Genomic DNA, 23797 nt, shown 5'->3' with positions numbered 1-23797 from the left:
TATCCTCCCCTTGCACGCCCCGTCTGGGCGCTCTACATCTTGAGAAAGACCTTCAGGAGAAACCTACATGCCGATGAGCGCCCACGAAATCGAAGCCCTACTGCGCGAAACCTTTCCGGATGCGGAAATTCAGGTTGGCGGCAGTGATGGCGTGCATATGTCCGCTATGGTCGTCGACGAAAGCTTTCGCGGGAAAAACCGGGTGCAACAGCAGCGCGCAGTCTATTCGGCCCTGAAGGGCAAGATGGACGGCGCGGACGGAGAGCTGCATGCGCTGGCGTTGACCACAAAAGTGCCTGAATGAGTGTAACTTTTTGGATTTATGGCATTTGTGGGCTGATCGCCGTCGTCGGCAGCGTCATTTTAGTCAGATCTGCTATGAAGAATGAGCGCTCCAATAAAATTCGAGGCGTGGAACCCGGTCAGGGTGATCAATTGATAGACCACGGAACAGTATTGGGTGGCGGTGGCGGGCACGTAACAGTTTCCCGGGTCACCAGAGACCCTCAGGAATATGCTAAAGCCATGGCTCCGAAGAAATGAGTACATGGCTGGTTTGGATATCAGCAATCGCAGCATTGATAGTTGCCGCGGCGCTTATCGAAGCCTATGTGAAGCGCAACAGAAAGCGTAAGCTGGCCGACATGCGCCCGGACCCGGACAAGATCAGCAAGGTCGGCGGCATTGAAAGATACGGGCTGGATCCGCTGGCCCTGGCAAAGGCCGAGCATCGGCGACTAGAGGAAGAAGGATGGGGTCCCGACCCGTCCCAGAATGAAACGACCGCCCCCGACGCGGGTGAAAAGGACAAGCAAGATGACCGACGTTAAGACTCAGATCGACGAAACAGTCAAAGCCAACGATGTGGTGCTCTACATGAAAGGCACCAAAGAGATGCCCCAATGTGGTTTCTCGTCCCGCGTGGCCGGCGTGCTGAACTACATGGGCGTTGAATATGCCGATGTGAATGTTCTGGCCAACGAAGACGTTCGTCAGGGCATCAAGGATTATTCTGACTGGCCGACCGTGCCACAGCTGTACGTCAAAGGTGAATTCGTCGGCGGTTGCGATATCATCACAGAGATGACCCTGTCGGGCGAATTGGACACGCTGTTTGACGAAAATGGTGTCGAATTCAACAAAGAAGCGGCTGACAAAATTCGCGAAGCAAACGCCTGATCAGCGACTGCTGCAATTCTCCAGAACAACCTGCTCACTGGTGGCCCCACTGGCCGCCAGAAAGCTGACGGTCGCATCCCACCCTTTTGACCGAAGGATATACGACCCGGTCTCTCCTTTGGATTCATAGCGAATACCTGATCCGCTGGGCACTTGCTGCAGGGCAACCAATTGGTTGTCTACCATCATCGCCGCCGCACCGGAGCCGTCGGACGCATTGAAATACGCAACCTGCAACTCAATGCCATTCTGGCAGGTGAAGCTAACCGGCAGGATATCCATGTCCGCCCAGGCCAAGCCCCCTGGTAGACCGAACAATCCGGCCAACGCTACCGTTTTCAACGCATTCATTTCGCCGTATTCTCCTCAACCACCGTGGCCAAGGCCTCAGCGCGTGCGGCCAGTTCGGCCAGTGTGTCCGTGACCGACGGCGGGACGACCGCCACTTCAATCCTTTCAGGCTCGGGCTCGGGCCGGTTACGCAGGCTTTGCAATTCGGCTTCAACCTCGGCCAGTTTGGCCTCTGCCCGTTTGAGCTTGTCATCTGTCGCGGCGGTCTTGTCGGCCAGCATCAGCCCGGCCATCAACAGCATGCGTGCTTCGGGCATCCGACCAATCTGATCAGACAAAACCTGCGCCTCGTCATCCAACATTTTCGCGGCAGATTGCAGAAATGGCTCTTCACCGTCCTGGCACGAAACGTCAAAACCGCGGCCACCGATATGAATGGTCAATTCGGGCATTACTCTACCTCTCCCTCAGCCAGCTTTGCCTGCGACAGCAACGGTTCCAGTCGGGCTAGTACAGCCTGAGCTTCGGCAGCGTCCGTCGCCTGTGCAGCCTTCGTCGCCTCAAGCTCGGCCACGGTGGCGCGGTTCAACAGCTCGGCATCGGCCAGACCGTCCTTGCTGGCCGCCCGCAACTCATCTACCGAGTTGCGCAGTTGTTCGTTCGCCTTGCGCATACGTTGAAGATCATCATCCAAGCGTGACATGGCCGCACCGTGGCTGGCACGTTCCGCACGCAACATCTCAAGCTCTGCGCTTAACTCTGCGACACGCTCGCTGTCGGCCAATTCGGACCGTAGCTTTTTGTTCTCATCTTCAAGCGACTGCGCTTTACTCACAACCGCTTTAAGTTCATCGTTTTCTGTCTTGAGAACAACCAGTTCGTCCTGGTTTTCCAAAGCAGCTTTAGCCTCTGCCAACTCGGCCCTGGCCGCTTCGACCGCCGCCAATTTGGCAGTGGCCTCTGATAGCTGCTGACGCAACGCGCCGTTTTCAGGATCTTCGGCTGGCGTTGCTTTCAGCGCATCCATGTCGGCGCGCATCGCGTCGACTTCTTTCTCGTGCCGTTCCTTGAGGGATTTCAGCCGCTCTTCCAACTGCGCATTGGCGACGCGCTCGTCTTCCAATGCCGTGTGCAAAGCGGTGTCGTCACCGCCACTTGCAGGCGTCGCGTCACGCAGGGCGTCGACCCCGGTTCCGATCCTCTCCATCGCGGCAACGATACGGCGCTGTAATTCTTCGATCTGGCTCATGCCCCTGCCACCTCTTTACCAAGGTTCACTTTTTCGCGGCCCATCCGAATCAATACAGGCCGGGTATTGGCCTAGTCTAACCGAATGAAACGGAAAATACCCACTGTTTGCTTTCAATCACTTGGACAGCATTCTTGAACCACGAATGCGACGCAAGCCCCGGTTCCACTTGCACTTTGGGGGGTGGATGTTATTGAGCGCCCCATCTGCCTGTAATCCAAAGGAACAACGCCCGTGGACCTGACTGCGCTGCGCAATGCCAATCCTGAACACTGGAACAAGGCTGCGGCCATCCGCACCCTGACCCTTGACGCCGTCGCCGCCGCCAATTCCGGCCATTCCGGTATGCCGATGGGCATGGCCGATGTTGCGACCGTGCTGTTTGAAAAGCACCTGAAATTTGACGCCTCGGCCCCGAACTGGCCTGATCGCGACCGGTTCATCCTGTCAGCTGGTCACGGTTCGATGTTGGTCTATTCTCTGTTGTATCTCACTGGTCATGCGGACGTGACACTGGAAGAGATCAAGAACTTCCGCCAGCTGGGTGCGAAAACTGCGGGTCACCCGGAAAACTTCTTGGTGAACGGTATCGAAACCACCACCGGACCACTGGGTCAGGGCATTTCCAACGCAGTTGGTTTCGCCATGGCCGAAGAAATCCAGCGTGCGCATTACGGCAAAAAGGTCGTCGATCACTATACTTATGTGATTGCCGGCGACGGTTGCCTAATGGAAGGCGTCAGCCAAGAGGCCATCACTCTGGCTGGCCGTCATGAGCTGAGCAAGCTGATCGTTTTCTGGGACAACAACAACATCACCATCGACGGCACCGTGGATATTGCTGATCGCACAGATCAGGTCCGCCGCTTCAAGGCCTCGGGCTGGAACGTGATTGAAATCGATGGCCATGATCCGATCGCGATTGATGCGGCCATTGTGCAAGCCAAATCGTCGAACAAACCGACCATGATCGCCTGCGAAAGCCATATTGCGCTGGGTCACGCTGCACAGGATACTTCCAAAGGTCACGGCGCATTGACCGATCAGGATCAGCTGAAAGCCGCCAAAGACGGCTATGGTTGGCCCCATGATGCCTTTGTGGTCCCTACTGACGTCAAATCGGCTTGGGAGGCCATCGGTACCCGTGGCGCGGCTGAACGCGCCGAATGGGAGGAGCGTTTCGCGCAGATTTCTGACCGCAAACAGGCCGAATTCAACCGCGCCTACGCGTTTGAAGCACCTAAGAAACTGGCCGGTGCCATCCGTTCGTTCAAAAAGAAGATGTCGGAAGATCAGCCGAAACTCGCCACCCGCGCGTCTTCGGAAAAGGTTCTGAACGTGGTGAACCCGATCATGACCGAGACCGTTGGCGGTTCCGCCGACCTGACCGGGTCGAACAACACCAAATCTGCGGATATGGGCGTGTTCCTGCCGGAAAATCGCAAGGGCCGCTATATCCATTACGGAATTCGCGAACACGGCATGGCCGCCGCGATGAACGGCATGGCGCTGCATGGCGGCATCCGCCCCTATGGCGGCACGTTCATGGCGTTCACTGACTATGCTCGCCCTTCCATGCGTTTGGCCGCCTTGATGAAGGTGCCGACGGTCTTCGTGATGACCCACGACTCGATTGGTCTCGGCGAAGACGGCCCGACCCACCAGCCAGTTGAGCATCTGGCCATCTCGCGCGCGACGCCGAACACCTATGTGTTCCGTCCCGCCGATGTGGTTGAAACGGCTGAGGCGTGGGAACTGGCGCTGACGTTCAAGGACAGCCCTTCGGTCCTGTCACTGACCCGTCAGGGCGTGCCGACAGTGCGCAAGGAACACAAGACCAAGAACCTGACCGCGCAAGGTGCGTATGTTCTGGCCGATGCAGACAGCAAACGTCAGGCCATTCTGATCGCTACGGGGTCCGAAGTGTCGCTGGCGATGGAAGCCAAAGCGATGCTCGAGGCTGAAAGCATCGGCACCCGCGTCGTCTCCATGCCCTCGATGGAGCTGTTTGCGCAGCAAGATGAGGCCTATCGCAAGCGCGTCCTGCCGGGCGGCCCCGTCCGCGTCGGAATCGAGGCCGCAGTTCGCGCCGGTGGCTGGGATCGCTGGTTGCTGGGTGAACGTGGTCGCGAAGCCAAAGCCGGATTCATCGGCATGTCCAGTTTTGGTGCATCGGCCCCCGCCGGTGAGCTGTACAAGCATTTCGGTATCACCGCCGAAGCGACAGTGGCCAAGGTCAAGGAACTGCTGGGCTGATCCAGTCTTCTGTCAGAAAAGAGACGGGGGCGCTCGCCAGAGCGACCTTTGTCATTCAAATGGCGTCGAAGCCCGAATTTCAACACCGCTGACAAACCGGCCCGATTTTTCCGCAGCACGTGTCACCCACGCTGACAAAGCATTCAAAATCTATCGTTTAACGACCCTGTGGGAAAGTCGGGAATTGCGGTCGGTCAGAATTCCGAGCCGCGTTACGCAACTTGACCGGCTTGCCATTGCAGTAATGGTGTGGTGGTCATCTGCGATCAGCGCTCAGGGCCGCTTATCGCCGGGCCAATCCTGCTTATGTTACGGGCACCTATTATTCGGGTAATCGTGCGCTCTTGCGCATGGGACTGGTGAGACGAACCGGGGCCGATTGCGCTGAACTTACTATGGTTTGCGCGAAAGTCCGGTTTCTTTGGGGTATGAGCCCGACTGCTGCAAGGTATCGACTGTCAATCGCCAATCAAACGGTGGGCTGCTGCTATTTAGGACGCTCCGGGCTTTCCTGACAAGCAGGTCTGAGTGGCAGTACAATCCATCAAGTTGCCGACCAACCAAGTATGGTTCCGACTCGTCGGAAAACCAAGCTACAAGCGGGTTGGAAAATCCCGCCTCTTCGACTTCAAAGCCAAGTTCAGGATTAAAGAGATACTTCAATCCCTCGTAGTGAAAGTGAAAGAAGTTCCAAGGCAATTCATGCTCGGAGAATGCAAAATGCGTTTCGATCGCGACATGGCCATCAACTTTTAGGACCTTCGATATTTCCTCTGCCACGATCCAAGGCATTGCCAGGTGTTCAAAAACGGCAAATGAAATAACGACATCGAACGACTCATCTTCAAAGTAGTCGGACAAGCGATGGGCGTCGCCGACGACATCGACATTGTCACCAGCGATGTAATCGAACCCGACATAATCACAATTGGGCGCAACTTCCCGCCACCACGCCTTTGTAGCGACGGATCTCGAGCCGACCTCGAGAACACGTACGTCTTTTGAGTTAGCCACTTTGCCGAGCCAAGCCCAGAAACCACCACTCCATGTTTTCGCCGCTTCCGTCCGATTTACCGCTACAACGGGTTTTGGCGGAAACAGATGCTGATGACCGACGGTTTTGGTTTCTCTTGCCGTTCCCCGAAACGTCGTTATTGGCTTCAAAAGATCTACCGGTATATTTTTTTGCTTTTCCCGACTGGTTTCTGGAGCGTTGGCAATCTGCGCGCGATTAAGCTTGTCATTGATTTCGTGAAGCAGGCGCGCGTTTTCCTTTATGATGCGCTTGTATTTCGTAATGCTTTTAAACGGATTAGCCATTTGTCAGGTCCATATAAATTGCCCGGGCGGAAGGATCTTTTGAGGCACCGTAGATTTCAAGTTCCTCAGTTACAAGAGCGATAGACTAAGCGTCACCGTTCATTGAAAAAATACTTACCTCAGCATCGAACTCTAATCGGACCTTCCAGAAAATACGCCAAGAACCGGACCAATCACATTGGTCGCAACCGGGATCAAAACAAAGCCCCAAGCCAGCCCAAAGACACCATCCATCGCGGCTTTGGAAATCCACTCAACAGCACCCTGATATTGTGTAGAAACCATGTGCCCAACAGCATAGGCCCAGTCGTGAATGTGGTGCCCCAGCCAGCCAAAGCCCAGAACCTCCATCCCGTGAATGATGATGGAGCCACCAACCCAAAGCATCGCGCCGGTGCCGACTATGGACAGGATTTTCATGACAACCGGCATGGCTTTGACCAACCCGCGCCCCAGCCCTCGCCCAATCGGTGTCGGTGCGTTTTGCGCGAGGTACAGCCCGACATCGTCCATCTTCACGATCAGAGCAACTGACCCGTAGACCGCCACGGTGACACCGATCCCCACAACCGCCAAGGTCGCGGCCTGCATCCACAGGTTTGGGGCCTCAATCGCCGCTAATGCAATTGTCATGATTTCAGCCGAAAGGATAAAATCCGTCTTGATCGCGCCTTTGACCTTCTGCTCTTCCAGGTGGCCGGGGTCGCGAATGGCCATGTCTTCGTCGATAACGTGACTGCCATGAGGGAATAGGACATGAAATATCTTCTCGGCCCCTTCGAAACACAAGTAAGAGCCGCCGATCATCAGCAAAGGCGTGATCAACCACGGAGCAAAATTCGCCAGTAGCAAAGCAACCGGCAGCAGCAGGATAATCTTGTTGAATATGGAACCACGCGCGATGCGCCAAATGATGGGCAACTCGCGCGCCGGGGCGAATCCCTGAACGTATTTCGGGGTCACGGCGGCATCGTCGATGATCACACCGGCGGTCTTTGCGCCCGCCTTTCCGGCCGCCGCGACCACATCGTCCACGGACGATGCCGCAACCTTTGCAATACCTGCAACGTCATCCAACAGGGCCAACAGACCGCTCATGGTGTTTCCTTTCACTTCACCTGCCGCAACCGGAGCCTACCCGATCCGACGGCTAGCGCAAGCGTTAGCGCAACCGGCATAGGTTTGCGCTAACACGTTAAAAATATGTCACTTTTGGTCTTTTGAGAAAGCGCTTTGACAGCTATATGGCGTCCAAAGCAAGCGCATTTGGAGACAGCACATGACCATCAAGGTCGGTATCAATGGTTTTGGCCGCATTGGCCGCTGCACGTTGTCGCATATCGCGGCATCCGCCCGCAACGACATCGAAGTGATCAAGGTCAACGCAACCGGCCCGCTGGAAACCACAGCGCACCTGCTAAAGTATGACAGTGTCCACGGACGTTTCCCCCGCGATGTCGCAATTGATGGCAAAACCATGGATCTGGGCCGCGGCCCGATGGAGATGTTCTCGACCTATGACATGAACGAACTGGACTGGGATGGCTGCGATGTCGTTCTGGAATGCACCGGTAAATTCAATGATGGTCTGAAAGCCAAAACGCACCTAGATCGCGGTGCACAAAGGGTCCTGCTGTCTGCCCCGGGCAAGAACGTCGATAAGACCATCGTTTATGGTGTAAACCACAACAGCCTTGTGACCGATGACAAAATGGTCTCGAACGGCTCGTGCACCACGAACTGCCTTGCTCCGCTTGCCAAGGTACTGGACGAGGGAATCGGCATCGAGAACGGCATCATGACCACGATCCACGCCTATACCGGCGACCAGCCGACCCTGGATCGCCGTCACAGCGATTTGTACCGCGCCCGTGCTGCGGCCATGTCGATGATCCCGACATCGACAGGTGCCGCGAAAGCATTGGGCGAGGTTCTGCCCAATCTGAAGGGCCGCCTGGATGGTTCGGCCATCCGTGTCCCGACCCCGAATGTTTCTGCGGTTGACCTGACATTCCGCGCTGCTCGTGATGTAACGGTAGAAGAAGTGAACGCCATCGTACGCGAAGCCTCACTGGGTTCGATGCAGCGTGTTCTGGGCTATGAACCCGCCCCGCTGGTTTCGACCGATTTCAACAACACCGAGGAAAGCTCGATCTTCGCACCCGACCAGACCCGCGTGGTCGGCGACCGCATGGTCCGTGTTCTGGCATGGTACGACAACGAATGGGCGTTCTCGGTCCGCATGGCAGACGTCGCTGTTGCGATGGGTCGCCTTAACTAAGGTTGCTTTGAAATCTTGAACCTTTTTGCCCGCTCAGGTTAACTGGGCGGGCGTTTTCGTCCGGGGCAAGCATGACAAATCAAATCGCCATCTGGCTTGCCCTTCTCATTCTGGGCTTGTTCGTTATCAGCTATGCCCTCTTTGGGACCGAACAATTCGTGTTCCTTGGCAAGAAACTCTACACCTTTCTGGACTGGCTCGCGTTCTGGCGGTGACAGAGGTTTTGCTTGACTTTTCCTCTGAACTGGCTTTGTTAGCGCTAACTTCACATTGGCCGCATTTCGGACGGAGCAGGACATGACACTCAAGCTGGCAATCAACGGATTTGGACGGATCGGACGCGGCGTGCTGCGGGCGGTCATGGAATCCGGGCGCACGGATGTTGAAATCGTTGCGATAAACGACCTGGCAAAGCCGGAAATGAACGCGCATCTGTTCGAATTCGACAGCGTCCATGGCCGGTACGGCAAACCTGTCACTTTAACCGAGGCAGGCCTGGACGTTGGAAACGGCCCAATCCGCCTGAGCAGCGAACGCGAGCCGGAAAAACTGGATTGGTCCGATGTGGACGTCGTTCTGGAATGCACTGGTGTATTCCGCACACGCGAAGCTGCATCCCGCCATTTCACGAACGGATCGAAAAAGGTCTTGATCTCGGCCCCTGCCCGCGGCGATGGCGCTGTGAAAACGATCGTGTTTGGCGTTAACGATCACGAGCTGACGGCTGAAGATAACGTGGTGTCCAATGCGTCTTGTACCACCAATTGCCTGTCACCGGTTGCCGCAGCACTGGATGCAGGGCTTGGCATTGTGCATGGCAACATGACCACAGTTCACGCCTACACAGCCAGCCAACCGGTTCACGACACTGCCGGAAAAGACCCTTATCTGTCACGCGCGGCGGCATTGTCGATGATCCCGACCACTACGGGCGCGGCCTCTGCCGTTGGCCTCGTCCTGCCGCAACTGGCCGGCAAGCTGACAGGTCAGGCTATTCGTGTCCCAACCCCGAACGTGTCCGTGGTTGATCTGGTCGCCGAAGTCTCACGCCCGACGACCGAGGATGAAGTCAACGCGCTGTTTACCGAAGCCGCAGCCAGAATCCCCGGGGTTCTGGCGGCAGAGAACCGCCCGCTGATCTCGGTGGATTTCAACCACGACCCACACAGCTCGACCGTTTCGCTGCCGGAAACCAAGGTGACCGACGGCACACTGGTGCGTGTACTGGCGTGGTATGACAACGAATGGGGTTTCTCGAACCGGATGCTGGACACTGCCGCAGCGATGGGTGCCCTAACCTAAACGGTCACGTAACGCGGCATTAACGCGGGGCGTGACGAATTTCGACACGTCCCCGTCCAACCGGGCGATTTCCTTAACCAATTTAGAGGCTATGGCCTGATGCCGCGCCTCGGCCATCAGGAAGACCGTCTCGACCGTGTCGTCCAACGCCCGGTTCATCCCGACCATCTGGAATTCATATTCAAAATCCGCAACAGCCCGCAGCCCGCGGACAATGATCTGTGCCCCAACATCACGGGCGCAGTCGATCAGCAGGTTTTCAAAGGGATGCGCAACGATTTCAGTTCCTGTTTGCTCGGTCAGATGGGCGCATTCTGCCTCGATCATCGCAACGCGTTCCTCGAGCGAGAACAAAGGACCCTTGTCGCGGTTGATCGCGACGCCAATGACCAATTTGTCCACCAAAGCAGCCGCGCGGCGAATGATGTCGATATGACCCAGGGTGATTGGATCGAATGTTCCGGGATATAATCCAACCCTCATCGTGGCCTCCTGCGCAATAAAATTTCTGCGCAAGCAAACATAACTTCGCCGCAGGTGCAAGAGGCAGCTTTGGGGTTCAAGGGCCTCAATGCCCCATGATCATGCCTTGCAGCGCGTCTTTTTCCATAGCCAGTTCTGCCAGCTGCGCTTTAACCACGTCGCCCAGCGTCACGATCCCCACCAGCTTGCCATCTTCGACAACGGGCATGTGGCGAAAGCGCCCTTCGGTCATGCGCGTCATGATATCCTGAACTGTATCTTGTTTCGTGGCCGTCACCAGATCCCGGGTCATATACGCACTGACAGGTTGCGTGAGGCATCCGCTTCCGGTTGCGGCCAGTTCTCTTACGATGTCACGTTCCGACAGAATTCCTGCCGCCGTCTCACCGCCATCTTCCGACACGACCACAGTACCGATCCGCTTTTCCGAGAGAATTTTCGAAGCATCAGACACCGTGATCGACGGCAAGACAGTGACGACCCCTCCGCTGCCCTTGGATTTCAGAATGGCCTGAACGAGCATAAGCGTTACCTCCGAAATAATGTCCTGTTTTCCAAAACGTTGCCGGAATGTTTAAACCTGTCAAGGTGACACTTGGGCCTCAAGCCGCTCAACTTCTTCCCGAATACCCTGCGACAAGGCCTGCGCGAAGCGGTTCAACCTTTCATTTCGCTGATCGCCCTGATGTCGCACCAGGTGAAAACTCCGGGTCAAACTCACATGATCCGTCAGGATTTTCTGCAGGTTGGGATGAAACGGCAAGGTGAAGTCATGTGCCACACAAACCCCCGTTCCAAGCGTGGCCTGCCGCAGCTGAACCGACACCGAATTCGATGCAAGCGCGACACGGTCAACACCGATATCAACAAGATAATCCAACTCGCGGTCAAAGATCATATCGGGAATGTAGCCAATCATGCGATGGCCACTCAGGTCCTGGACCGTGCGGATTGCCGGGTAAGAAGCCAGGTAGTCGCGCGTCGCAACGAGGTGCAGTTTGTAATCGGTGATTTTCTGGACCAGAAGGCTCCCAGCCGTTGGCGCGCTGACCGTCACCGCCATATCTGCCTCACGCCGGGACAGGTTGATCACGCGCGGCAGGGCCAGAATCTGAATATCCAGATCGGGGTTTGCATCGCTGATTTTCGCGCAGACCTGCGGCAAAAGATAGTTGGCCGACCCGTCCGGCGCGCCGATCCGTATCTGTCCGCTGAGCGTTTTCGATGTACCCGCCATCGCGCCAGCCGCCGCGCGCATCGCCTCTTCGGCTTTCAGCCCGTGTTCCATCAGGCGTTCGCCCGCAGCGGTCAAAAGGTAGCCTTGTTGCGACTTGGTAAACAGAGGGGATTCCAAGGAGGCTTCCAACCGAGCAATCCGCCGCCCGACGGTCGCAGGGTCGATCCTCAGCTGACGCCCGGCAGCCGAAAGGCTTTCTTCGCGCGCGACGGCCAGAAAGACCCGCATATCATCCCAGTTTGGTGTCACCGCCTGCCCTTTGCATTTTTGCAAAACATCTTTGGGACATTGCCTCTGTTCAAGCAATTTATGCAAGCCTATTGTGCGCACAAACGCATCGGAGGAGATCTGCAATGACCGAGCTGTCCCATTTCATCAACGGCGAGAATGTCGCCGGAACCTCAGGACGATTTGACGACGTCTTTAACCCCGCCACTGGCGAGGTTCAGTACAAGTGCCCGATGGCAAGTGCTGCTGAAACCACGGCGGCAATCGAAAGCGCAGCCGCCGCGCAGCTTGCCTGGGGTGCAACCAATCCACAGAAACGCGCACGTGTCATGATGGCCATGGTTCACCTGATGAACCGCGACATGGACAAACTGGCCGAGGCGCTCAGCCGCGAGCATGGCAAAACCATCCCAGACGCCAAGGGCGACTTGCAGCGCGGTCTGGAAGTGATCGAATACTGCATCGCCGCACCGCAGATGCTGAAGGGTGAGTTCACCGACAGCGCAGGCCCTGGCATCGACATGTATTCCATGCGGCAGCCGCTGGGTGTTGTTGCATCCATTATGCCGTTCAACTTCCCAGCCATGATGCCGCTGTGGCACGTAGGCCCTGCCCTGGCCTGCGGCAACGCCGTGGTTCTGAAACCGTCCGAGCGTGATCCATCTGTGCCGCTGATGCTAGCCGAGCTGTTTGTCGAAGCCGGCCTGCCCAAGGGCGTCTTCCAGGTCGTCAACGGCGACAAAGAGGCCGTGGACACTCTGCTGGACAGCGACACCATTCAGGGCGTGTCCTTCGTTGGCTCAACCCCGATCGCGCAGTACATCTATTCCCGCGCGACTGCGAACGGTAAGCGCGCGCAGTGTTTCGGCGGCGCCAAGAACCACATGATCGTCATGCCTGACGCGGATCTGGATCAGGCGGCCGACGCTTTGGTCGGTGCCGGGTTTGGCGCGGCGGGCGAACGCTGCATGGCCATCTCGGTTGCTGTGCCCGTTGGCGAAGAAACAGCCGACGCACTGATCGAAAAGCTGATTCCACGCGTTGAAAAGCTGAAGGTCGGCCCCTACACCGCCGGCGATGACGTCGACATGGGCCCAGTTGTAACCGGTGCTGCCAAAGAGCGTATTCTTGGTCTGATCAACTCGGGCGTAGAACAAGGCGCGAAGCTGGTTGTTGATAACCGCGACTTCAGCTTGCAGGGCTATGAGGACGGCTTCTTTGTCGGCCCACACCTGTTCGATAACGTGACGCCTGAGATGGACATCTACAAGCAAGAGATCTTTGGCCCGGTTCTGTCGACCGTGCGCGCAGGCTCTTATGAAGAAGCGCTGAAACTGGCGATGGATCACGAGTACGGCAACGGCACTGCAATCTTCACGCGCGATGGTGACACCGCCCGCGACTTTGCCAGCCGTGTGAATATCGGCATGGTCGGGATCAACGTTCCGATCCCTGTTCCGCTGGCCTACCACACCTTTGGCGGCTGGAAGAAATCCATGTTTGGCGACCTGAACCAGCACGGCCCGGACAGCTTCAAGTTCTACACCCGCACGAAAACCGTTACGGCGCGCTGGCCGTCGGGCATCAAAGAAGGTGGCGAGTTCAATTTCAAAGCAATGGACTGATTTTTTGCCTAACAAACGCCAAAGGCCGCCCCATCGGGCGGCCTTTATTGTTGATTGACAAAGGGTTAGTTCTGTAGGTACGCGCTCAGATCTGCCAATTTGGTTTTCAACTCTTATGATAGGCGAACTTCCAAGGTTTCCGTTTTCTTGATCATATCGTGCGGTCTCCGAAGTACTGTGGGTCTTTCCTTTGGAATTGGATCAAACAGGTCAGAAAAATATCCCAAGCTTGTCCGTAAAACAGTAAAATCCTGTCTGGACACCGTCCAATTCCCCGTCCGGGCAGGCAATAAACTGCGTGAAATATGTAAATCTCACGGAAAATTTAAGCCAAGCATCTGGCCCTGAGGGAAAGCAGTTACTAAATTGCCGGAAACCATAGAGCATTCCTTCAGGAGGCATCCGTGTCCAGTTCCCGTATTAATCGTCGTACCGCCTTGCTGGGTGCTGCGTCCGTCCTAGCGACGCCGACGCTTCTGCGCGCCCAAAGCTCAGATGCTTTCCCAACAACAGAAGAGGCGATCAGCACGCAATTGCCGGTGCGCCGCAATGTCTCGTCCTTCTCGCAACAGAACTGGCAGGACCATTTTGACCAGCTGGGCGCAGGGGCTTTGCTGGCCGATATCACCAGCCGCGCGGTGCACTATTGGGGCCCCGATGGCACCTACAAACTGTACCCCAGTTCGGTACCGATGAGCGAAGAGCTGACGAAGCGCGGTTATACTAAAGTTGTGCGCAAAGCCGAGAACCCAAGCTGGACACCGACCGCGTCGATGCGCGAGCGTGATCCTCTTTTGCCAGTGCGTATGGAAGGTGGTGAACCAGGCAACCCGTTGGGCACCCGTGCAATGTATCTGGGCTGGCCAGCCTATCTTGTACACGGCACCCACGATACGCGGAAAATCGGGCGCCAAAGCTCGTCCGGGTGCATCGGCCTGTACAATCAACACGTCGAGGAATTGTTTCCTCTTGTCCAGGTCGGGACCCAGGTCAGACTGGTCTGACGACAAAGCCCCGGCCATGAAGACCGGGGCTTTTTCATTAAATCAAAATATCTTATTCCGGCAGGATCACAGCGTCGACAACGTGGATCACGCCATTGCTGGTCTCAATATCGGCCTGAATGACTTCGGCACCGTTCACTTTCACGCCGTTCTTTGCATTTACGCTCAGGCGATCGCCTTGCACGGTCAGAACCTTGGCGCGCTTGCCAGCGATGTCACCGGACATCACCTTGGCGGGAACCACGTGATAGGTCAGTATTTCGACCAGTTGGTCTTTGTTCTCCGGCAACAGCAGTGTTTCCACCGTACCTTCGGGCAGTGCCGCAAAAGCTTCATCAGTCGGTGCGAACACTGTGAACGGTCCGTCACTTTTCAACGTGTCGACAAGACCCGCAGCCTGAACAGCGGCGACCAATGTGTTGAAGGAACCGGCTGATACTGCGGTATCCACGATATCTGCAGCCTGTGCTTTTACAGGCAGTGTCAGTGCAATTGCGGCGGCGGCGCCCATAAACGTACGACTAAACATGGCTGTCATCTCCTCTCCAGCTAGTTATGGAAAGGGGTACGGGCGCTTAGTCGCGCCGGATCACTAACAGATCAATTTTCTTTGACCTGAACCCATATGCTTTGGGCGCGACCGTCTTTCAAAAATGGCAAGGAATCGACCGCATCGGGGCGATCCTGTTGAAGGTAGTACCCAGGCCAAAGCATTGAATATGCTCCAGATTGCAGGAGTGCATGCAGCATGTACTGCTCACCCCAGCCCGGGCAATCATAGAAGAACCGTTTGGGATATTCGTAGGGCAGAAAAACATCGTGCACATGAATGACCACACCGGGTTTGAGCGCCGGAATGATGCGGCAGAACAGGTGCGCGACGTCATTGCTCATGCGAACAACGTGGCTGGAATCGATGAACAGGACATCACCGGAGTCAAGTTGCTCGAACAGTGCCGGATCGACTTCTTCCAGACGTTTTTGTTCGAACTGATCCACCACATGCGCGATATCTGCCCGTGGGTACGGATCGACTGCGGTGACGTTGGTCTGCAATCCGCCGTCAATAATCGCCTGCCGGGTTACACGGGTCGAGTTGCCGCAACCCACCTCGATCACGCGTTTTGGTTTGAACCGGCGGATCATCAGATACAGCGCATCCGCATCCGGGCTGTCGTAGTAGCCGTTGTTGATACGATAACCGGTCTTGTTGCGCGCCGGGTCCTTCAATGCTTTCAGAGAAGCAGAGTGTTCTTGGTAGTCCGACACCAATTGAGTGATGTCGAACCCGTCCATCCCCGGTGACAGAGCATAGGCAGGCCGGGTCAGACCCCCTGCCCGTTCAAACGCCTCAAGGCGCGCGCGCTCGTCGCGTTCGGTCACTTTGTCGATCAGTTTCACACCAAACCGGTCAAGCGCGGCGTTCAGCCGGGGGAATTTCCTTGGTTTCACGGGGGGCTCCGGGTTTGGTGACGGTCTAGACGCCTCCTTACCTGTGCGCATGGGGGCTTCGCAAGAACCCAGCTGGCAAACACTTGGCAAAAAGACAATTTCCGTATTCACTGGTCAGAACACAGTTGCGAGGGCCGGAATGCAGCAGGAATTTACGCTGGGCATCGAAGAAGAGTATCTGTTGGTTGATCGAGACAGTCTGGAACTCGCCGAAGCGCCTGCCGCGTTAATGGAAGCCTGCCAGGCCGATTTTGAAGGACAGGTCAGCCCCGAATTCCTGCAATGCCAGATCGAGGTCGGTACGCGCCCGCATGTGACCATCAGCTCTGCGCGCGAGGATCTGAAACGCTTGCGGTCCTGTGTTTCGAAACGCGCCGCCGAGCACAACCTTGCCCCAATCGCTGTTTCCTGCCATCCCTTTGCCGACTGGAAAAAACAGCAACACACGCGCAAAGATCGATATGACGCGCTGCAACACGCGTTAGGCGGCGTGGCGCGGCGTATGCTGATCTGTGGCATGCATGTCCATATCGGGGTGGCCGATTCAGCCTTGCGCGCCGACCTGATTCCGCAGCTGTCCTACTTTCTGCCGCATCTCTTGGCCTTGTCGACGTCATCGCCATATTGGAACGGTGAGGACACAGGTCTGTCTTCGTACAGGTTAACGGTATTTGACAACTTGCCCCGGACCGGTCTGCCCCCGATCTTTTCCGGTTGGTCTGAATACGAACGGACCACGGGCGTTCTGGTCGAACTGGGCGTGATAGAAGACACCACGAAAATCTGGTGGGATTTGCGACCGTCGCACCAATATCCAACGCTTGAAACCCGGATCATGGACGTGCAGCCTCGCATGGAACATGCACTTTCTCTGGCCGCAATGGTGCAGGCGTTAACGCGCATGTTGTGCCGCCTGAAAGACAGAAATCTCAGGTGGCGGCAATATGATCGGTTCCTGATTGGCGAAAATCGCTGGCGCGCGCAACGCTATGGCGTGGGCGAAGGGATGATTGACTTCGGAGATCGCTCGATCAAACCCATGCCGGAACTTATGGGCGAATTGATGGGTCTGCTGGCCGAAGATGCCGAAGCGCTGGGCACCATGACCGAGTTGGCGAAGCTGCAGCAAATTGCCCAGAACGGAACCTCGGCCACCCGCCAGCGCCGGGTACATGCCGAGGCAGCGGCAAAAGGTGATGACCCCGGCAAGGCTGTGGTTCAACACTTGATTGACGAATTCCATCAAGACCTCTGAACGTTGGCACGTTTTCCCGCACAAGAATGTGCCCGTGATTGCTGGCCGTGCAAAATTTCTGTAAGGATTGAGAAATAAACACTCGTTCAATTCAATGGGCAGCGTGGGAGGCAATCCATGGATTTCGCAACAACCGAAGAGCAGAACGCAATCTTCGACATGGCCCATGATTTCGGGCAGGAAAACATCGCTCCATATGCCCGCCAGTGGGAGGCCGAAGGCACCATCCCCAAAGACCTTTGGCCGCGTATTGGTGAGCTGGGTTTCGGCGGCCTTTATGTTTCTGAGGACAGCGGCGGCTCTGGCCTGTCTCGTCTGGACGCCACGCTTGTATTCGAGGCTTTGTCGATGGCCTGCCCCTCTGTCGCGGCCTTTCTGTCGATCCACAACATGTGCGCCAAGATGCTGGACAACTTTGCCAGTGACGATCTGAAATCCCGCATCATGCCCGATGTTCTAAGTTTGAACACCGTGCTCAGCTATTGCCTGACCGAGCCAGGTTCAGGTTCTGACGCAGCCGCTTTGAAAACCCGCGCTGAACGCACAAACGAAGGCTACACCCTGAACGGCACCAAGGCTTTCATCTCGGGCGGCGGATACTCGGATGCCTATGTTTGTATGGTGCGCACCGGTCAGGATGGGCCCAAGGGCATTTCGACGGTCTATGTCGAGGATGGCACCCCGGGCCTTAGCTTTGGTGCGCTTGAACAAAAGATGGGGTGGAAAAGCCAGCCTACAGCTCAGGTACAGTTCGACGATTGCAAGATCCCCTCCGACAACCTTGTCGGTGTCGAGGGCGACGGTTTCCAATACGCGATGAAGGGGTTGGATGGCGGGCGTCTGAACATCGCGTCCTGTTCTCTAGGTGCCGCACAAACCGGGTTGAACATGACACTGCAATACATGTCCGAGCGGAAGGCTTTCGGGCAGTCCATCGACCAGTTTCAGGCCCTTCAGTTCCGTCTGGCAGATATGGAGATCGAATTGCAGGCCGCCCGGACATTCCTGCGTCAGGCGGCGTGGAAGTTGGATCAGGGCGCGCCCGATGCAACAAAGTTCTGCGCTATGGCCAAGAAATTCGTGACCGAAACGGGATCGAAAGTGGTAGATCAATGCCTGCAATTGCATGGCGGCTATGGCTATCTGGCCGATTACGGTATCGAAAAGCTTGTACGCGATCTGCGCGTGCATCAGATTTTGGAAGGCACGAACGAGATCATGCGGGTCATCGTTGCCCGCCAGATGCTCTCTCAGCGCTGAGGACTTTATGTCAGACATCTATATTCGCACAGCAGGCCGTGCCGGTCGTATCACCCTAACCCGGACCAAGGCGCTGAATGCGCTCAGCTATGATATGTGCCTGGCCATCGACACCGCTTTGCGCAACTGGCGTGAGGATGACGCGGTCGATCTGGTCATTATGGATGCCGAGGGCGACAAGGCCTTTTGCGCGGGCGGTGACATTGCCGAGCTTTATGAGACCGGCACCAAGGGCGATTTTGAATACGGCCGAAAGTTCTGGCGCGATGAGTACCGCTTGAATGCTCTAATCTTCGAATACCCAAAGCCAGCAGTCAGCTTTCTTCAGGGGTTCACGATGGGTGGTGGCGTCGGCATCGGTTGCCATGGTAGCCATCGCATCGTGGGTGAAACATCGCAAATCGCCCTGCCCGAATGCTCGATCGGTTTGGTTCCGGATGTCGGCAGCACACTGATGCTGGCACTCGCACCCGGACGGTTAGGTGAATATCTCGGCACTACCGGTCATCGTATGGGTCCAGCAGATGCCATTCTGGCCGGTTTCGCAGATCATTACATTCCGATCCAGCAATGGCCGGATCTGATCGACATGCTTGAAGCATCCGGCGACGCCAGCATTCTTGAAAGCCATTCCGAAACGCCGCCCCAAGGCTCATTGGGCGCAATGCAAGATGCGATTGAGTCAGATTTCGGTGGCGAAACTCTTGCAGATATACAGAACAGCCTGCGCAACTCGAACAATGAAGCCGCCGCTGACGCACTGAAGTTGATCGGGCGCAATTCGCCACTCTCCATGGCGTGCACGGTCGAAATGCTGCACCGTCTCCGCACTCCAAACCTGACCATACGCAAGGCGTTGGAACTGGAGTACCGATTTACCTATCGCGCGATGGAACACGGGGACTTTCTGGAAGGTATCCGGGCGCAGATCATCGACAAGGATCGCAACCCGAGCTGGCGCCATCAGAACCAAGACGTACCGGCTGTCGCTGTTTCAAAGATGCTACAACCTTTGGGCACGGACACGCTGACTTTTGAGGAGGATTAAGGAATGAAAATCGGGTTTATCGGTCTGGGCAACATGGGCAATCCGATGGCGGCCAACCTTGCCAAAGCAGGGCATGATGTCAGCGGCTTTGATATGGCGGATGTCACCGTGCCGGGTGTCACTATGGCCAGCTCCGGCCCTGAGGCCGCGACCGATGCCGACATCGTCGTGACCATGCTGCCAAATGGGCAAATCCTGCGGGCGGTGGCAAATGAGATTATACCCGCAATGGCGCCCGGAGCGGTCTGGATCGACTGTTCGACGGTCGATGTAGACAGCGCCCGCGCCGTTGCCGAGCAAGCCAAGGAAGCGGACGTTCTCGCAGTCGACGCCCCGGTGTCGGGCGGCATCGGCGGTGCGGCAGCGGGTACGCTGACTTTCATGGCCGGTGGTAGCGACGCGGCGTTTGAAAAGGCATCGCCGCTGTTCGACATTATGGGTCAGAAAGCCGTGCATTGCGGCGAATCCGGTGCTGGTCAAGCGGCCAAGATTTGCAACAACATGATCCTGGGCGTGACCATGATCGCCACCTGCGAGGCCTTTGCATTGGCCGACAAGCTTGGGCTAGACCGGCAAAAGATGTTTGATGTGGTCAGCACGTCCTCGGGCTATAGCTGGACGATGAACGCCTACTGCCCCGCCCCGGGCGTTGGACCAGCCAGCCCCGCGGATAACGACTATCAACCCGGATTTGCGGCCGAGCTGATGTTAAAAGACCTGCGGCTCAGCCAGCAAGCTGCTGAAAGTTCGGAAGCAGACACGCCCATGGGACAGGTTGCAACAGCGCTTTATGAGAAATTCGTCGAATCCGAAGACGGGCTGGGCAAGGATTTTTCCGCCATGCTGCCACGGTTTGAAAACCGTACCCGGAGCTAGTTGCCACAGGGTGGCGACTTCCTGCCCATCGGGTTGACCGGCAGACAAACAGCGGCCATCTGTTTCTTAACTGCGCTTTAACGCGAAAGGAAACATGATGTCGCGAATTCTGTCTGTTACTTTGACCATTTTCGCGCTTTCATTGAGTCCGACTACAGCAATGGCAGGGAACGGAAAGAGTAAGGCGGGTCATTGCCCGCCAGGCTTGGCAAAAAAAGCAGTGCCATGTGTTCCGCCGGGTCAGGTAAAAAACCTGTACAAAAAGGGCGACTATATCACGCGCGACTACCGCTTGATCAACGATCCCTACCGTTATGGTCTGAATCGCGGCGGATCCTACATTCGCGCGGGCGATTTCGTTTATCGTGTCGACCCCGAAACGCAAAAGGTGCTGAACCTGATCGGCGCAGTGGCTGATATTCTTTACTAAAGAACTGCACTATTCCGCAGCAACGCGCGCACCGTCCAACATCGGTTTGAGATACCTGCCGGTATGACTGCGATCGACCTCGGCCACATTCTCGGGTGTCCCGGTTGCCACGATCTCACCACCGCCATCGCCGCCTTCCGGGCCGATATCAATGATGTGGTCGGCGGTTTTGACGACATCCAGATTGTGTTCAATCACAACGACCGTATTGCCCTGATCGACCAGTTCATGTAGCACTTCCAACAACTTGCGCACGTCTTCGAAATGTAGGCCAGTGGTTGGTTCATCCAGAATATACAAAGTCCGCCCGGTCGAGCGTTTGGACAATTCCTTTGAAAGCTTCACTCGCTGCGCCTCACCACCCGAAAGCGTTGTCGCCTGCTGCCCGACCTTGATATAGCCAAGCCCGACACGCGCCAGTGCGTCCATTTTATCGCGGATCGACGGCACGGCCTTAAAGAACTCCTGCGCGTCTTCGACGGTCATATCAAGGACATCGGCGATAGACTTGCCTTTGAACTTGATCTCCAGCGTTTCACGGTTGTACCGCGCGCCCTTGCAGGTTTCGCAGGTGACGTAAACATCGGGCAGGAAGTGCATCTCAATCTTGATGACGCCGTCACCCTGACAGGCCTCGCAACGACCACCCTTGACGTTAAAGCTGAAACGCCCTGGTTTGTAGCCGCGCGCCTTTGCCTCGGGCAGACCGGCGAACCAATCGCGGATCGGTGTGAAGGCCCCGGTGTAAGTCGCTGGATTTGAACGCGGAGTTCGCCCGATAGGGCGCTGGTCAATGTCGATGACCTTGTCCAGATGCTCCAACCCTTTGATGGTTTCGCAGGGCGCCGGCGTTTGCCGTGCGCCGTTCAGACGCATGGAGGCAGTTTTAAACAGCGTCTCAATCGTAAGCGTCGATTTTCCGCCGCCGGAGACACCTGTGACACAGACAAACTTGCCCAGCGGAAACTCGGCAGTCACGTTTTTAAGGTTGTTCCCGGTCGCTTTGACGACCGTAACCTTCTTTTTGTTCCCTTTGCGTCGCTCAGCCGGGACCGAGATCTCGCGGGTTCCCGACAAGTATTGCCCGGTCACAGAGGCCGCATCAGCCGCGATTTGTTCAGGTGTGCCCTTGCTGACAACCTGACCACCATGCACTCCAGCCCCCGGACCGATGTCAAAAACATAATCCGCCTCGCGGATCGCTTCCTCATCGTGCTCGACGACAATCACTGTGTTACCCTGGTCACGCAGGTTCTTTAGCGTCCCAAGCAAGCGATCATTGTCCCGCTGGTGCAGACCAATGGACGGTTCATCCAGAACGTACAAAACTCCTGTCAAACCAGATCCGATCTGGCTGGCCAGACGAATGCGCTGGCTTTCACCACCAGACAAGGTACCACTTGAGCGGGACAGCGTAAGGTATTCCAAACCAACGTTATTCAGAAATCCCAGCCGCTCGCGGATTTCCTTGAGAATGGCGCGTGCGATTTCGTTCTTCTGGACACTTAGATGGTTCGGTGCATCTTCGATCCAGGCCAGGGCCTCGCGGATCGACATCTGAACAACCTGCCCGACATGCGCGCCTGCGATCTTCACCGCTAGCGCCTCGGGACGTAGGCGATAGCCTTCACAGGCACCACAGGGACGGTTGTTCTGATACCGCTCAAACTCTTCACGGATCCACGCGCTGTCGGTCTCGCGATAGCGGCGCTGCATATTCGGGATCACTCCCTCAAAGCTGCGGGTGACCTGATAGACCCGCCCGCCTTCGTCATAGCGGAATTGGATTTCTTCGTCGCCGGAACCGCGCAGGAACACTTCCTGCACCTTTGGCGGCAGGTCCTTCCACGGCGTGTTCTTGTCGAACTCATAGTGTCGGGCAATCGCTTCGATGGTCTGCAGGAAGTACGGCGACTTTCCCTTGCGCCAGGGCGCCAACGCCCCATCGTACAGTTTCAGGGTCTGGTCCGGCACCACAAGGCGTTCGTCAAAGAACAGCTCGACACCCAGACCATCACAGTCCGGGCACGCCCCGAACGGAGCGTTGAACGAAAACAAACGCGGTTCGATTTCGGGAATGGTGAAACCGCTGACGGGACAAGCAAAGTTCTCGCTGAACGTAATCCGTTCCGGATCGCCCTCATGCGGCGCGGTTTCCAGTACGGCGATACCGTCGGCCAAGTCTAACGCGGTGCGCAAACTGTCGGCAAGCCGGGTCTCCATCCCTTCGCGCACGACCAATCGGTCGACGACGACATCAATGTCATGGCGATATTTCTTGTCCAGCGTCGGCGGTTCATCCAATTCGTAGAATTCTCCGTCGACCTTTACGCGCTGGAAGCCCTGCTTGCGCAGTTCGAGGAATTCTTTTTTGTACTCACCTTTTCGGTCGCGCACGATGGGGGCGAGCAAGTATCCGCGTGTCCCCTCCTCCATCGTCATGATGCGGTCGACCATGTCCTGAACCTGTTGCGCCTCAATTGGCTGCCCAGTAGCGGGGCTGTACGGCGTTCCGGACCGGGCGAATAACAAGCGCATATAGTCATAGATCTCGGTGACCGTTCCGACGGTCGAGCGCGGGTTCTTGGACGTTGTCTTCTGTTCAATCGAGATGGCCGGTGAAAGGCCGCTGATGTGGTCCACATCCGGCTTTTCCATCATGTCCAAAAACTGGCGGGCATAAGCCGACAGGCTTTCAACGTAACGCCGCTGGCCTTCAGCATAGATCGTGTCGAAAGCCAAAGACGACTTACCAGACCCCGACAGCCCGGTGATCACCACAAGCTGATCACGTGGGATGTCCACGTCGATACCTTTGAGGTTATGTTCGCGCGCACCGCGCACTTCGATATTCTTCAGCTCAGCCATTTTTGGCCCCCAACACACAAGTGTCTTAGAAATAGGTGAACGACGCTGGAACTCCAACAGAAAAGTTAGAACAAAGCAAGAACTGTCATCTATTCGCCGATCCGACAAAGCAGCGTCGCATTTGACACGCAGAAGCGTGGCACAAATTACGAA

General features: G+C 56.4%; 26 protein-coding genes. 15 read left to right on the top strand and 11 right to left on the bottom strand.

Going from position 1 to position 23797, the window contains the following annotated elements; all coding sequences use genetic code 11:
* The first annotated feature begins 67 nt into the window (after positions 1-67).
* Genes AC2FLA_RS02775 through grxD form a run of 4 tightly spaced genes read left to right on the top strand, consistent with a single transcriptional unit; the run spans position 68 to position 1179 of the window.
* Complete coding sequence (locus AC2FLA_RS02775; RefSeq protein ID WP_108858706.1) at positions 68-304, top strand: BolA/IbaG family iron-sulfur metabolism protein; 237 nt, start codon at positions 68-70, stop codon at positions 302-304.
* Entirely contained in the window at positions 301-543 is a 243-nt protein-coding gene (locus AC2FLA_RS02770) for a hypothetical protein (protein WP_496720298.1), read from the top strand. Before AC2FLA_RS02775 ends, AC2FLA_RS02770 begins: the two co-directional genes overlap by 4 nt.
* Entirely contained in the window at positions 540-830 is a 291-nt protein-coding gene (locus AC2FLA_RS02765) for a hypothetical protein (protein WP_496720296.1), read from the top strand. Before AC2FLA_RS02770 ends, AC2FLA_RS02765 begins: the two co-directional genes overlap by 4 nt.
* Positions 817-1179, top strand: a complete 363-nt coding sequence (gene grxD / locus AC2FLA_RS02760) for a Grx4 family monothiol glutaredoxin (RefSeq protein ID WP_058277848.1) — start codon at positions 817-819, stop codon at positions 1177-1179. The genes AC2FLA_RS02765 and grxD overlap by 14 nt, the downstream gene beginning before the upstream one ends.
* Here grxD and AC2FLA_RS02755 read toward each other — a convergent pair whose 3' ends face one another.
* Genes AC2FLA_RS02755 through AC2FLA_RS02745 form a run of 3 tightly spaced genes read right to left on the bottom strand, consistent with a single transcriptional unit; the run spans position 1180 to position 2719 of the window.
* Positions 1180-1530: an MliC family protein gene (locus AC2FLA_RS02755; RefSeq protein ID WP_109311584.1), complete on the bottom strand. Its 351-nt coding sequence runs from the start codon at positions 1528-1530 to the stop codon at positions 1180-1182.
* Positions 1527-1922, bottom strand: coding sequence for a cell division protein ZapA (locus AC2FLA_RS02750; RefSeq protein WP_496720294.1), 396 nt, complete (start codon positions 1920-1922; stop codon positions 1527-1529). Before AC2FLA_RS02750 ends, AC2FLA_RS02755 begins: the two co-directional genes overlap by 4 nt.
* Positions 1922-2719: a hypothetical protein gene (locus AC2FLA_RS02745; RefSeq protein WP_496720293.1), complete on the bottom strand. Its 798-nt coding sequence runs from the start codon at positions 2717-2719 to the stop codon at positions 1922-1924. Before AC2FLA_RS02745 ends, AC2FLA_RS02750 begins: the two co-directional genes overlap by 1 nt.
* 234 nt (positions 2720-2953) lie before the next feature.
* On the opposite strand from AC2FLA_RS02745, the gene tkt reads away from it, so the two are divergent.
* Positions 2954-4975 carry a transketolase gene (gene tkt, locus AC2FLA_RS02740; protein ID WP_496720292.1) on the top strand — a complete coding sequence of 674 codons (2022 nt, stop codon included), beginning with the start codon at positions 2954-2956 and terminating at the stop codon, positions 4973-4975.
* Between the two features lie 393 nt (positions 4976-5368).
* Here the strand turns inward: tkt and AC2FLA_RS02735 are convergent, their stop codons facing one another.
* Together AC2FLA_RS02735 and AC2FLA_RS02730 are read right to left on the bottom strand one after the other, a co-directional pair.
* The gene (locus tag AC2FLA_RS02735) at positions 5369-6295 is read right to left on the bottom strand and encodes a class I SAM-dependent methyltransferase (protein ID WP_496720290.1); all 927 of its coding nucleotides are present in this window, start codon (positions 6293-6295) and stop codon (positions 5369-5371) included.
* Positions 6296-6427: 132 nt separating this feature from the next.
* The gene (locus AC2FLA_RS02730) at positions 6428-7393 is read right to left on the bottom strand and encodes a DUF808 domain-containing protein (RefSeq protein ID WP_496720288.1); all 966 of its coding nucleotides are present in this window, start codon (positions 7391-7393) and stop codon (positions 6428-6430) included.
* A 181-nt stretch (positions 7394-7574) separates the two neighbouring features.
* Here AC2FLA_RS02730 and gap (AC2FLA_RS02725) point away from each other — a divergent pair, with 181 nt between their 5' ends.
* From gap (AC2FLA_RS02725) to gap (AC2FLA_RS02715), 3 genes are all read left to right on the top strand, one after another.
* Complete coding sequence (gene gap / locus AC2FLA_RS02725) at positions 7575-8576, top strand: type I glyceraldehyde-3-phosphate dehydrogenase (RefSeq protein WP_058271518.1); 1002 nt, start codon at positions 7575-7577, stop codon at positions 8574-8576.
* Between the two features lie 71 nt (positions 8577-8647).
* Positions 8648-8791 (top strand): hypothetical protein, encoded by a 144-nt coding sequence (locus tag AC2FLA_RS02720; RefSeq protein ID WP_058271517.1) that lies wholly within the window; start codon positions 8648-8650, stop codon positions 8789-8791.
* Positions 8792-8873: 82 nt separating this feature from the next.
* Positions 8874-9878, top strand: a complete 1005-nt coding sequence (gene gap, locus AC2FLA_RS02715) for a type I glyceraldehyde-3-phosphate dehydrogenase (protein ID WP_496720285.1) — start codon at positions 8874-8876, stop codon at positions 9876-9878.
* Here gap (AC2FLA_RS02715) and coaD read toward each other — a convergent pair.
* From coaD to AC2FLA_RS02700, 3 genes are all read right to left on the bottom strand, one after another.
* Positions 9870-10361 carry a pantetheine-phosphate adenylyltransferase gene (gene coaD, locus AC2FLA_RS02710; protein WP_058271515.1) on the bottom strand — a complete coding sequence of 164 codons (492 nt, stop codon included), beginning with the start codon at positions 10359-10361 and terminating at the stop codon, positions 9870-9872. The two genes, gap (AC2FLA_RS02715) and coaD, sit on opposite strands and share 9 nt — an antisense overlap.
* 85 nt (positions 10362-10446) lie before the next feature.
* The gene (locus AC2FLA_RS02705) at positions 10447-10884 is read right to left on the bottom strand and encodes a CBS domain-containing protein (protein WP_113790721.1); all 438 of its coding nucleotides are present in this window, start codon (positions 10882-10884) and stop codon (positions 10447-10449) included.
* 60 nt (positions 10885-10944) lie between these two features.
* Positions 10945-11847 carry a LysR family transcriptional regulator gene (locus tag AC2FLA_RS02700; protein ID WP_496720283.1) on the bottom strand — a complete coding sequence of 301 codons (903 nt, stop codon included), beginning with the start codon at positions 11845-11847 and terminating at the stop codon, positions 10945-10947.
* A 104-nt stretch (positions 11848-11951) separates the two neighbouring features.
* Here AC2FLA_RS02700 and AC2FLA_RS02695 point away from each other — a divergent pair, with 104 nt between their 5' ends.
* Positions 11952-13451: a CoA-acylating methylmalonate-semialdehyde dehydrogenase gene (locus tag AC2FLA_RS02695; protein ID WP_058271513.1), complete on the top strand. Its 1500-nt coding sequence runs from the start codon at positions 11952-11954 to the stop codon at positions 13449-13451.
* 404 nt (positions 13452-13855) lie between these two features.
* A complete protein-coding gene (locus AC2FLA_RS02690) occupies positions 13856-14455 on the top strand; it encodes a L,D-transpeptidase (protein ID WP_108858717.1) in 600 nt (199 codons plus the stop codon).
* A gap of 52 nt (positions 14456-14507) precedes the next feature.
* Here AC2FLA_RS02690 and AC2FLA_RS02685 read toward each other — a convergent pair whose 3' ends face one another.
* Together AC2FLA_RS02685 and AC2FLA_RS02680 are read right to left on the bottom strand one after the other, a co-directional pair.
* A complete protein-coding gene (locus AC2FLA_RS02685; protein WP_496720281.1) occupies positions 14508-14984 on the bottom strand; it encodes a fasciclin domain-containing protein in 477 nt (158 codons plus the stop codon).
* A 71-nt stretch (positions 14985-15055) separates the two neighbouring features.
* Positions 15056-15907 (bottom strand): class I SAM-dependent methyltransferase, encoded by an 852-nt coding sequence (locus AC2FLA_RS02680; RefSeq protein WP_496720279.1) that lies wholly within the window; start codon positions 15905-15907, stop codon positions 15056-15058.
* 139 nt (positions 15908-16046) lie between these two features.
* On the opposite strand from AC2FLA_RS02680, the gene AC2FLA_RS02675 reads away from it, so the two are divergent.
* From AC2FLA_RS02675 to AC2FLA_RS02655, 5 genes are all read left to right on the top strand, one after another.
* Positions 16047-17162 (top strand): carboxylate-amine ligase, encoded by a 1116-nt coding sequence (locus AC2FLA_RS02675; RefSeq protein ID WP_282118526.1) that lies wholly within the window; start codon positions 16047-16049, stop codon positions 17160-17162.
* A gap of 117 nt (positions 17163-17279) precedes the next feature.
* On the top strand, positions 17280-18422 hold the full coding sequence (locus tag AC2FLA_RS02670; RefSeq protein ID WP_496720277.1) for an acyl-CoA dehydrogenase family protein: 1143 nt from the start codon (positions 17280-17282) through the stop codon (positions 18420-18422).
* A 7-nt stretch (positions 18423-18429) separates the two neighbouring features.
* Complete coding sequence (locus tag AC2FLA_RS02665; protein ID WP_496720275.1) at positions 18430-19470, top strand: enoyl-CoA hydratase/isomerase family protein; 1041 nt, start codon at positions 18430-18432, stop codon at positions 19468-19470.
* 3 nt (positions 19471-19473) lie between these two features.
* The gene (gene mmsB / locus AC2FLA_RS02660) at positions 19474-20346 is read left to right on the top strand and encodes a 3-hydroxyisobutyrate dehydrogenase (protein WP_496720273.1); all 873 of its coding nucleotides are present in this window, start codon (positions 19474-19476) and stop codon (positions 20344-20346) included.
* Positions 20347-20551: 205 nt separating this feature from the next.
* Positions 20552-20776: an excinuclease ABC subunit A gene (locus tag AC2FLA_RS02655; RefSeq protein WP_496720272.1), complete on the top strand. Its 225-nt coding sequence runs from the start codon at positions 20552-20554 to the stop codon at positions 20774-20776.
* Between the two features lie 9 nt (positions 20777-20785).
* Here the strand turns inward: AC2FLA_RS02655 and uvrA are convergent, their stop codons facing one another.
* The gene (gene uvrA, locus AC2FLA_RS02650; RefSeq protein WP_496720270.1) at positions 20786-23644 is read right to left on the bottom strand and encodes an excinuclease ABC subunit UvrA; all 2859 of its coding nucleotides are present in this window, start codon (positions 23642-23644) and stop codon (positions 20786-20788) included.
* Positions 23645-23797: the final 153 nt, after the last annotated feature.

This window comes from Ruegeria sp. CDSA033, from assembly GCF_059612305.1.
The sequence above is the reverse complement of the archived record's forward strand: the minus strand, read 5'-3'. Positions and strand labels throughout refer to the sequence as shown.

Excerpts from the sequence above, each read along its gene's own strand:
- gap (WP_496720285.1), top strand. The coding sequence starts at position 8,874 with ATGACACTCAAGCTGGCAATCAACGGATTTGGACGGATCGGACGCGGC.
- AC2FLA_RS02675 (WP_282118526.1), top strand. The coding sequence starts at position 16,047 with ATGCAGCAGGAATTTACGCTGGGCATCGAAGAAGAGTATCTGTTGGTT.
- AC2FLA_RS02720 (WP_058271517.1), top strand. The coding sequence starts at position 8,648 with ATGACAAATCAAATCGCCATCTGGCTTGCCCTTCTCATTCTGGGCTTG.
- AC2FLA_RS02735 (WP_496720290.1), bottom strand. The coding sequence starts at position 6,295 with ATGGCTAATCCGTTTAAAAGCATTACGAAATACAAGCGCATCATAAAG.
- AC2FLA_RS02695 (WP_058271513.1), top strand. The coding sequence starts at position 11,952 with ATGACCGAGCTGTCCCATTTCATCAACGGCGAGAATGTCGCCGGAACC.
- AC2FLA_RS02775 (WP_108858706.1), top strand. The coding sequence starts at position 68 with ATGCCGATGAGCGCCCACGAAATCGAAGCCCTACTGCGCGAAACCTTT.
- AC2FLA_RS02670 (WP_496720277.1), top strand. The coding sequence starts at position 17,280 with ATGGATTTCGCAACAACCGAAGAGCAGAACGCAATCTTCGACATGGCC.
- AC2FLA_RS02665 (WP_496720275.1), top strand. The coding sequence starts at position 18,430 with ATGTCAGACATCTATATTCGCACAGCAGGCCGTGCCGGTCGTATCACC.
- uvrA (WP_496720270.1), bottom strand. The coding sequence starts at position 23,644 with ATGGCTGAGCTGAAGAATATCGAAGTGCGCGGTGCGCGCGAACATAAC.
- mmsB (WP_496720273.1), top strand. The coding sequence starts at position 19,474 with ATGAAAATCGGGTTTATCGGTCTGGGCAACATGGGCAATCCGATGGCG.
- gap (WP_058271518.1), top strand. The coding sequence starts at position 7,575 with ATGACCATCAAGGTCGGTATCAATGGTTTTGGCCGCATTGGCCGCTGC.
- AC2FLA_RS02730 (WP_496720288.1), bottom strand. The coding sequence starts at position 7,393 with ATGAGCGGTCTGTTGGCCCTGTTGGATGACGTTGCAGGTATTGCAAAG.
- AC2FLA_RS02750 (WP_496720294.1), bottom strand. The coding sequence starts at position 1,922 with ATGCCCGAATTGACCATTCATATCGGTGGCCGCGGTTTTGACGTTTCG.
- AC2FLA_RS02705 (WP_113790721.1), bottom strand. The coding sequence starts at position 10,884 with ATGCTCGTTCAGGCCATTCTGAAATCCAAGGGCAGCGGAGGGGTCGTC.
- grxD (WP_058277848.1), top strand. The coding sequence starts at position 817 with ATGACCGACGTTAAGACTCAGATCGACGAAACAGTCAAAGCCAACGAT.
- AC2FLA_RS02755 (WP_109311584.1), bottom strand. The coding sequence starts at position 1,530 with ATGAATGCGTTGAAAACGGTAGCGTTGGCCGGATTGTTCGGTCTACCA.
- AC2FLA_RS02685 (WP_496720281.1), bottom strand. The coding sequence starts at position 14,984 with ATGTTTAGTCGTACGTTTATGGGCGCCGCCGCCGCAATTGCACTGACA.
- AC2FLA_RS02770 (WP_496720298.1), top strand. The coding sequence starts at position 301 with ATGAGTGTAACTTTTTGGATTTATGGCATTTGTGGGCTGATCGCCGTC.
- AC2FLA_RS02765 (WP_496720296.1), top strand. The coding sequence starts at position 540 with ATGAGTACATGGCTGGTTTGGATATCAGCAATCGCAGCATTGATAGTT.
- AC2FLA_RS02745 (WP_496720293.1), bottom strand. The coding sequence starts at position 2,719 with ATGAGCCAGATCGAAGAATTACAGCGCCGTATCGTTGCCGCGATGGAG.
- coaD (WP_058271515.1), bottom strand. The coding sequence starts at position 10,361 with ATGAGGGTTGGATTATATCCCGGAACATTCGATCCAATCACCCTGGGT.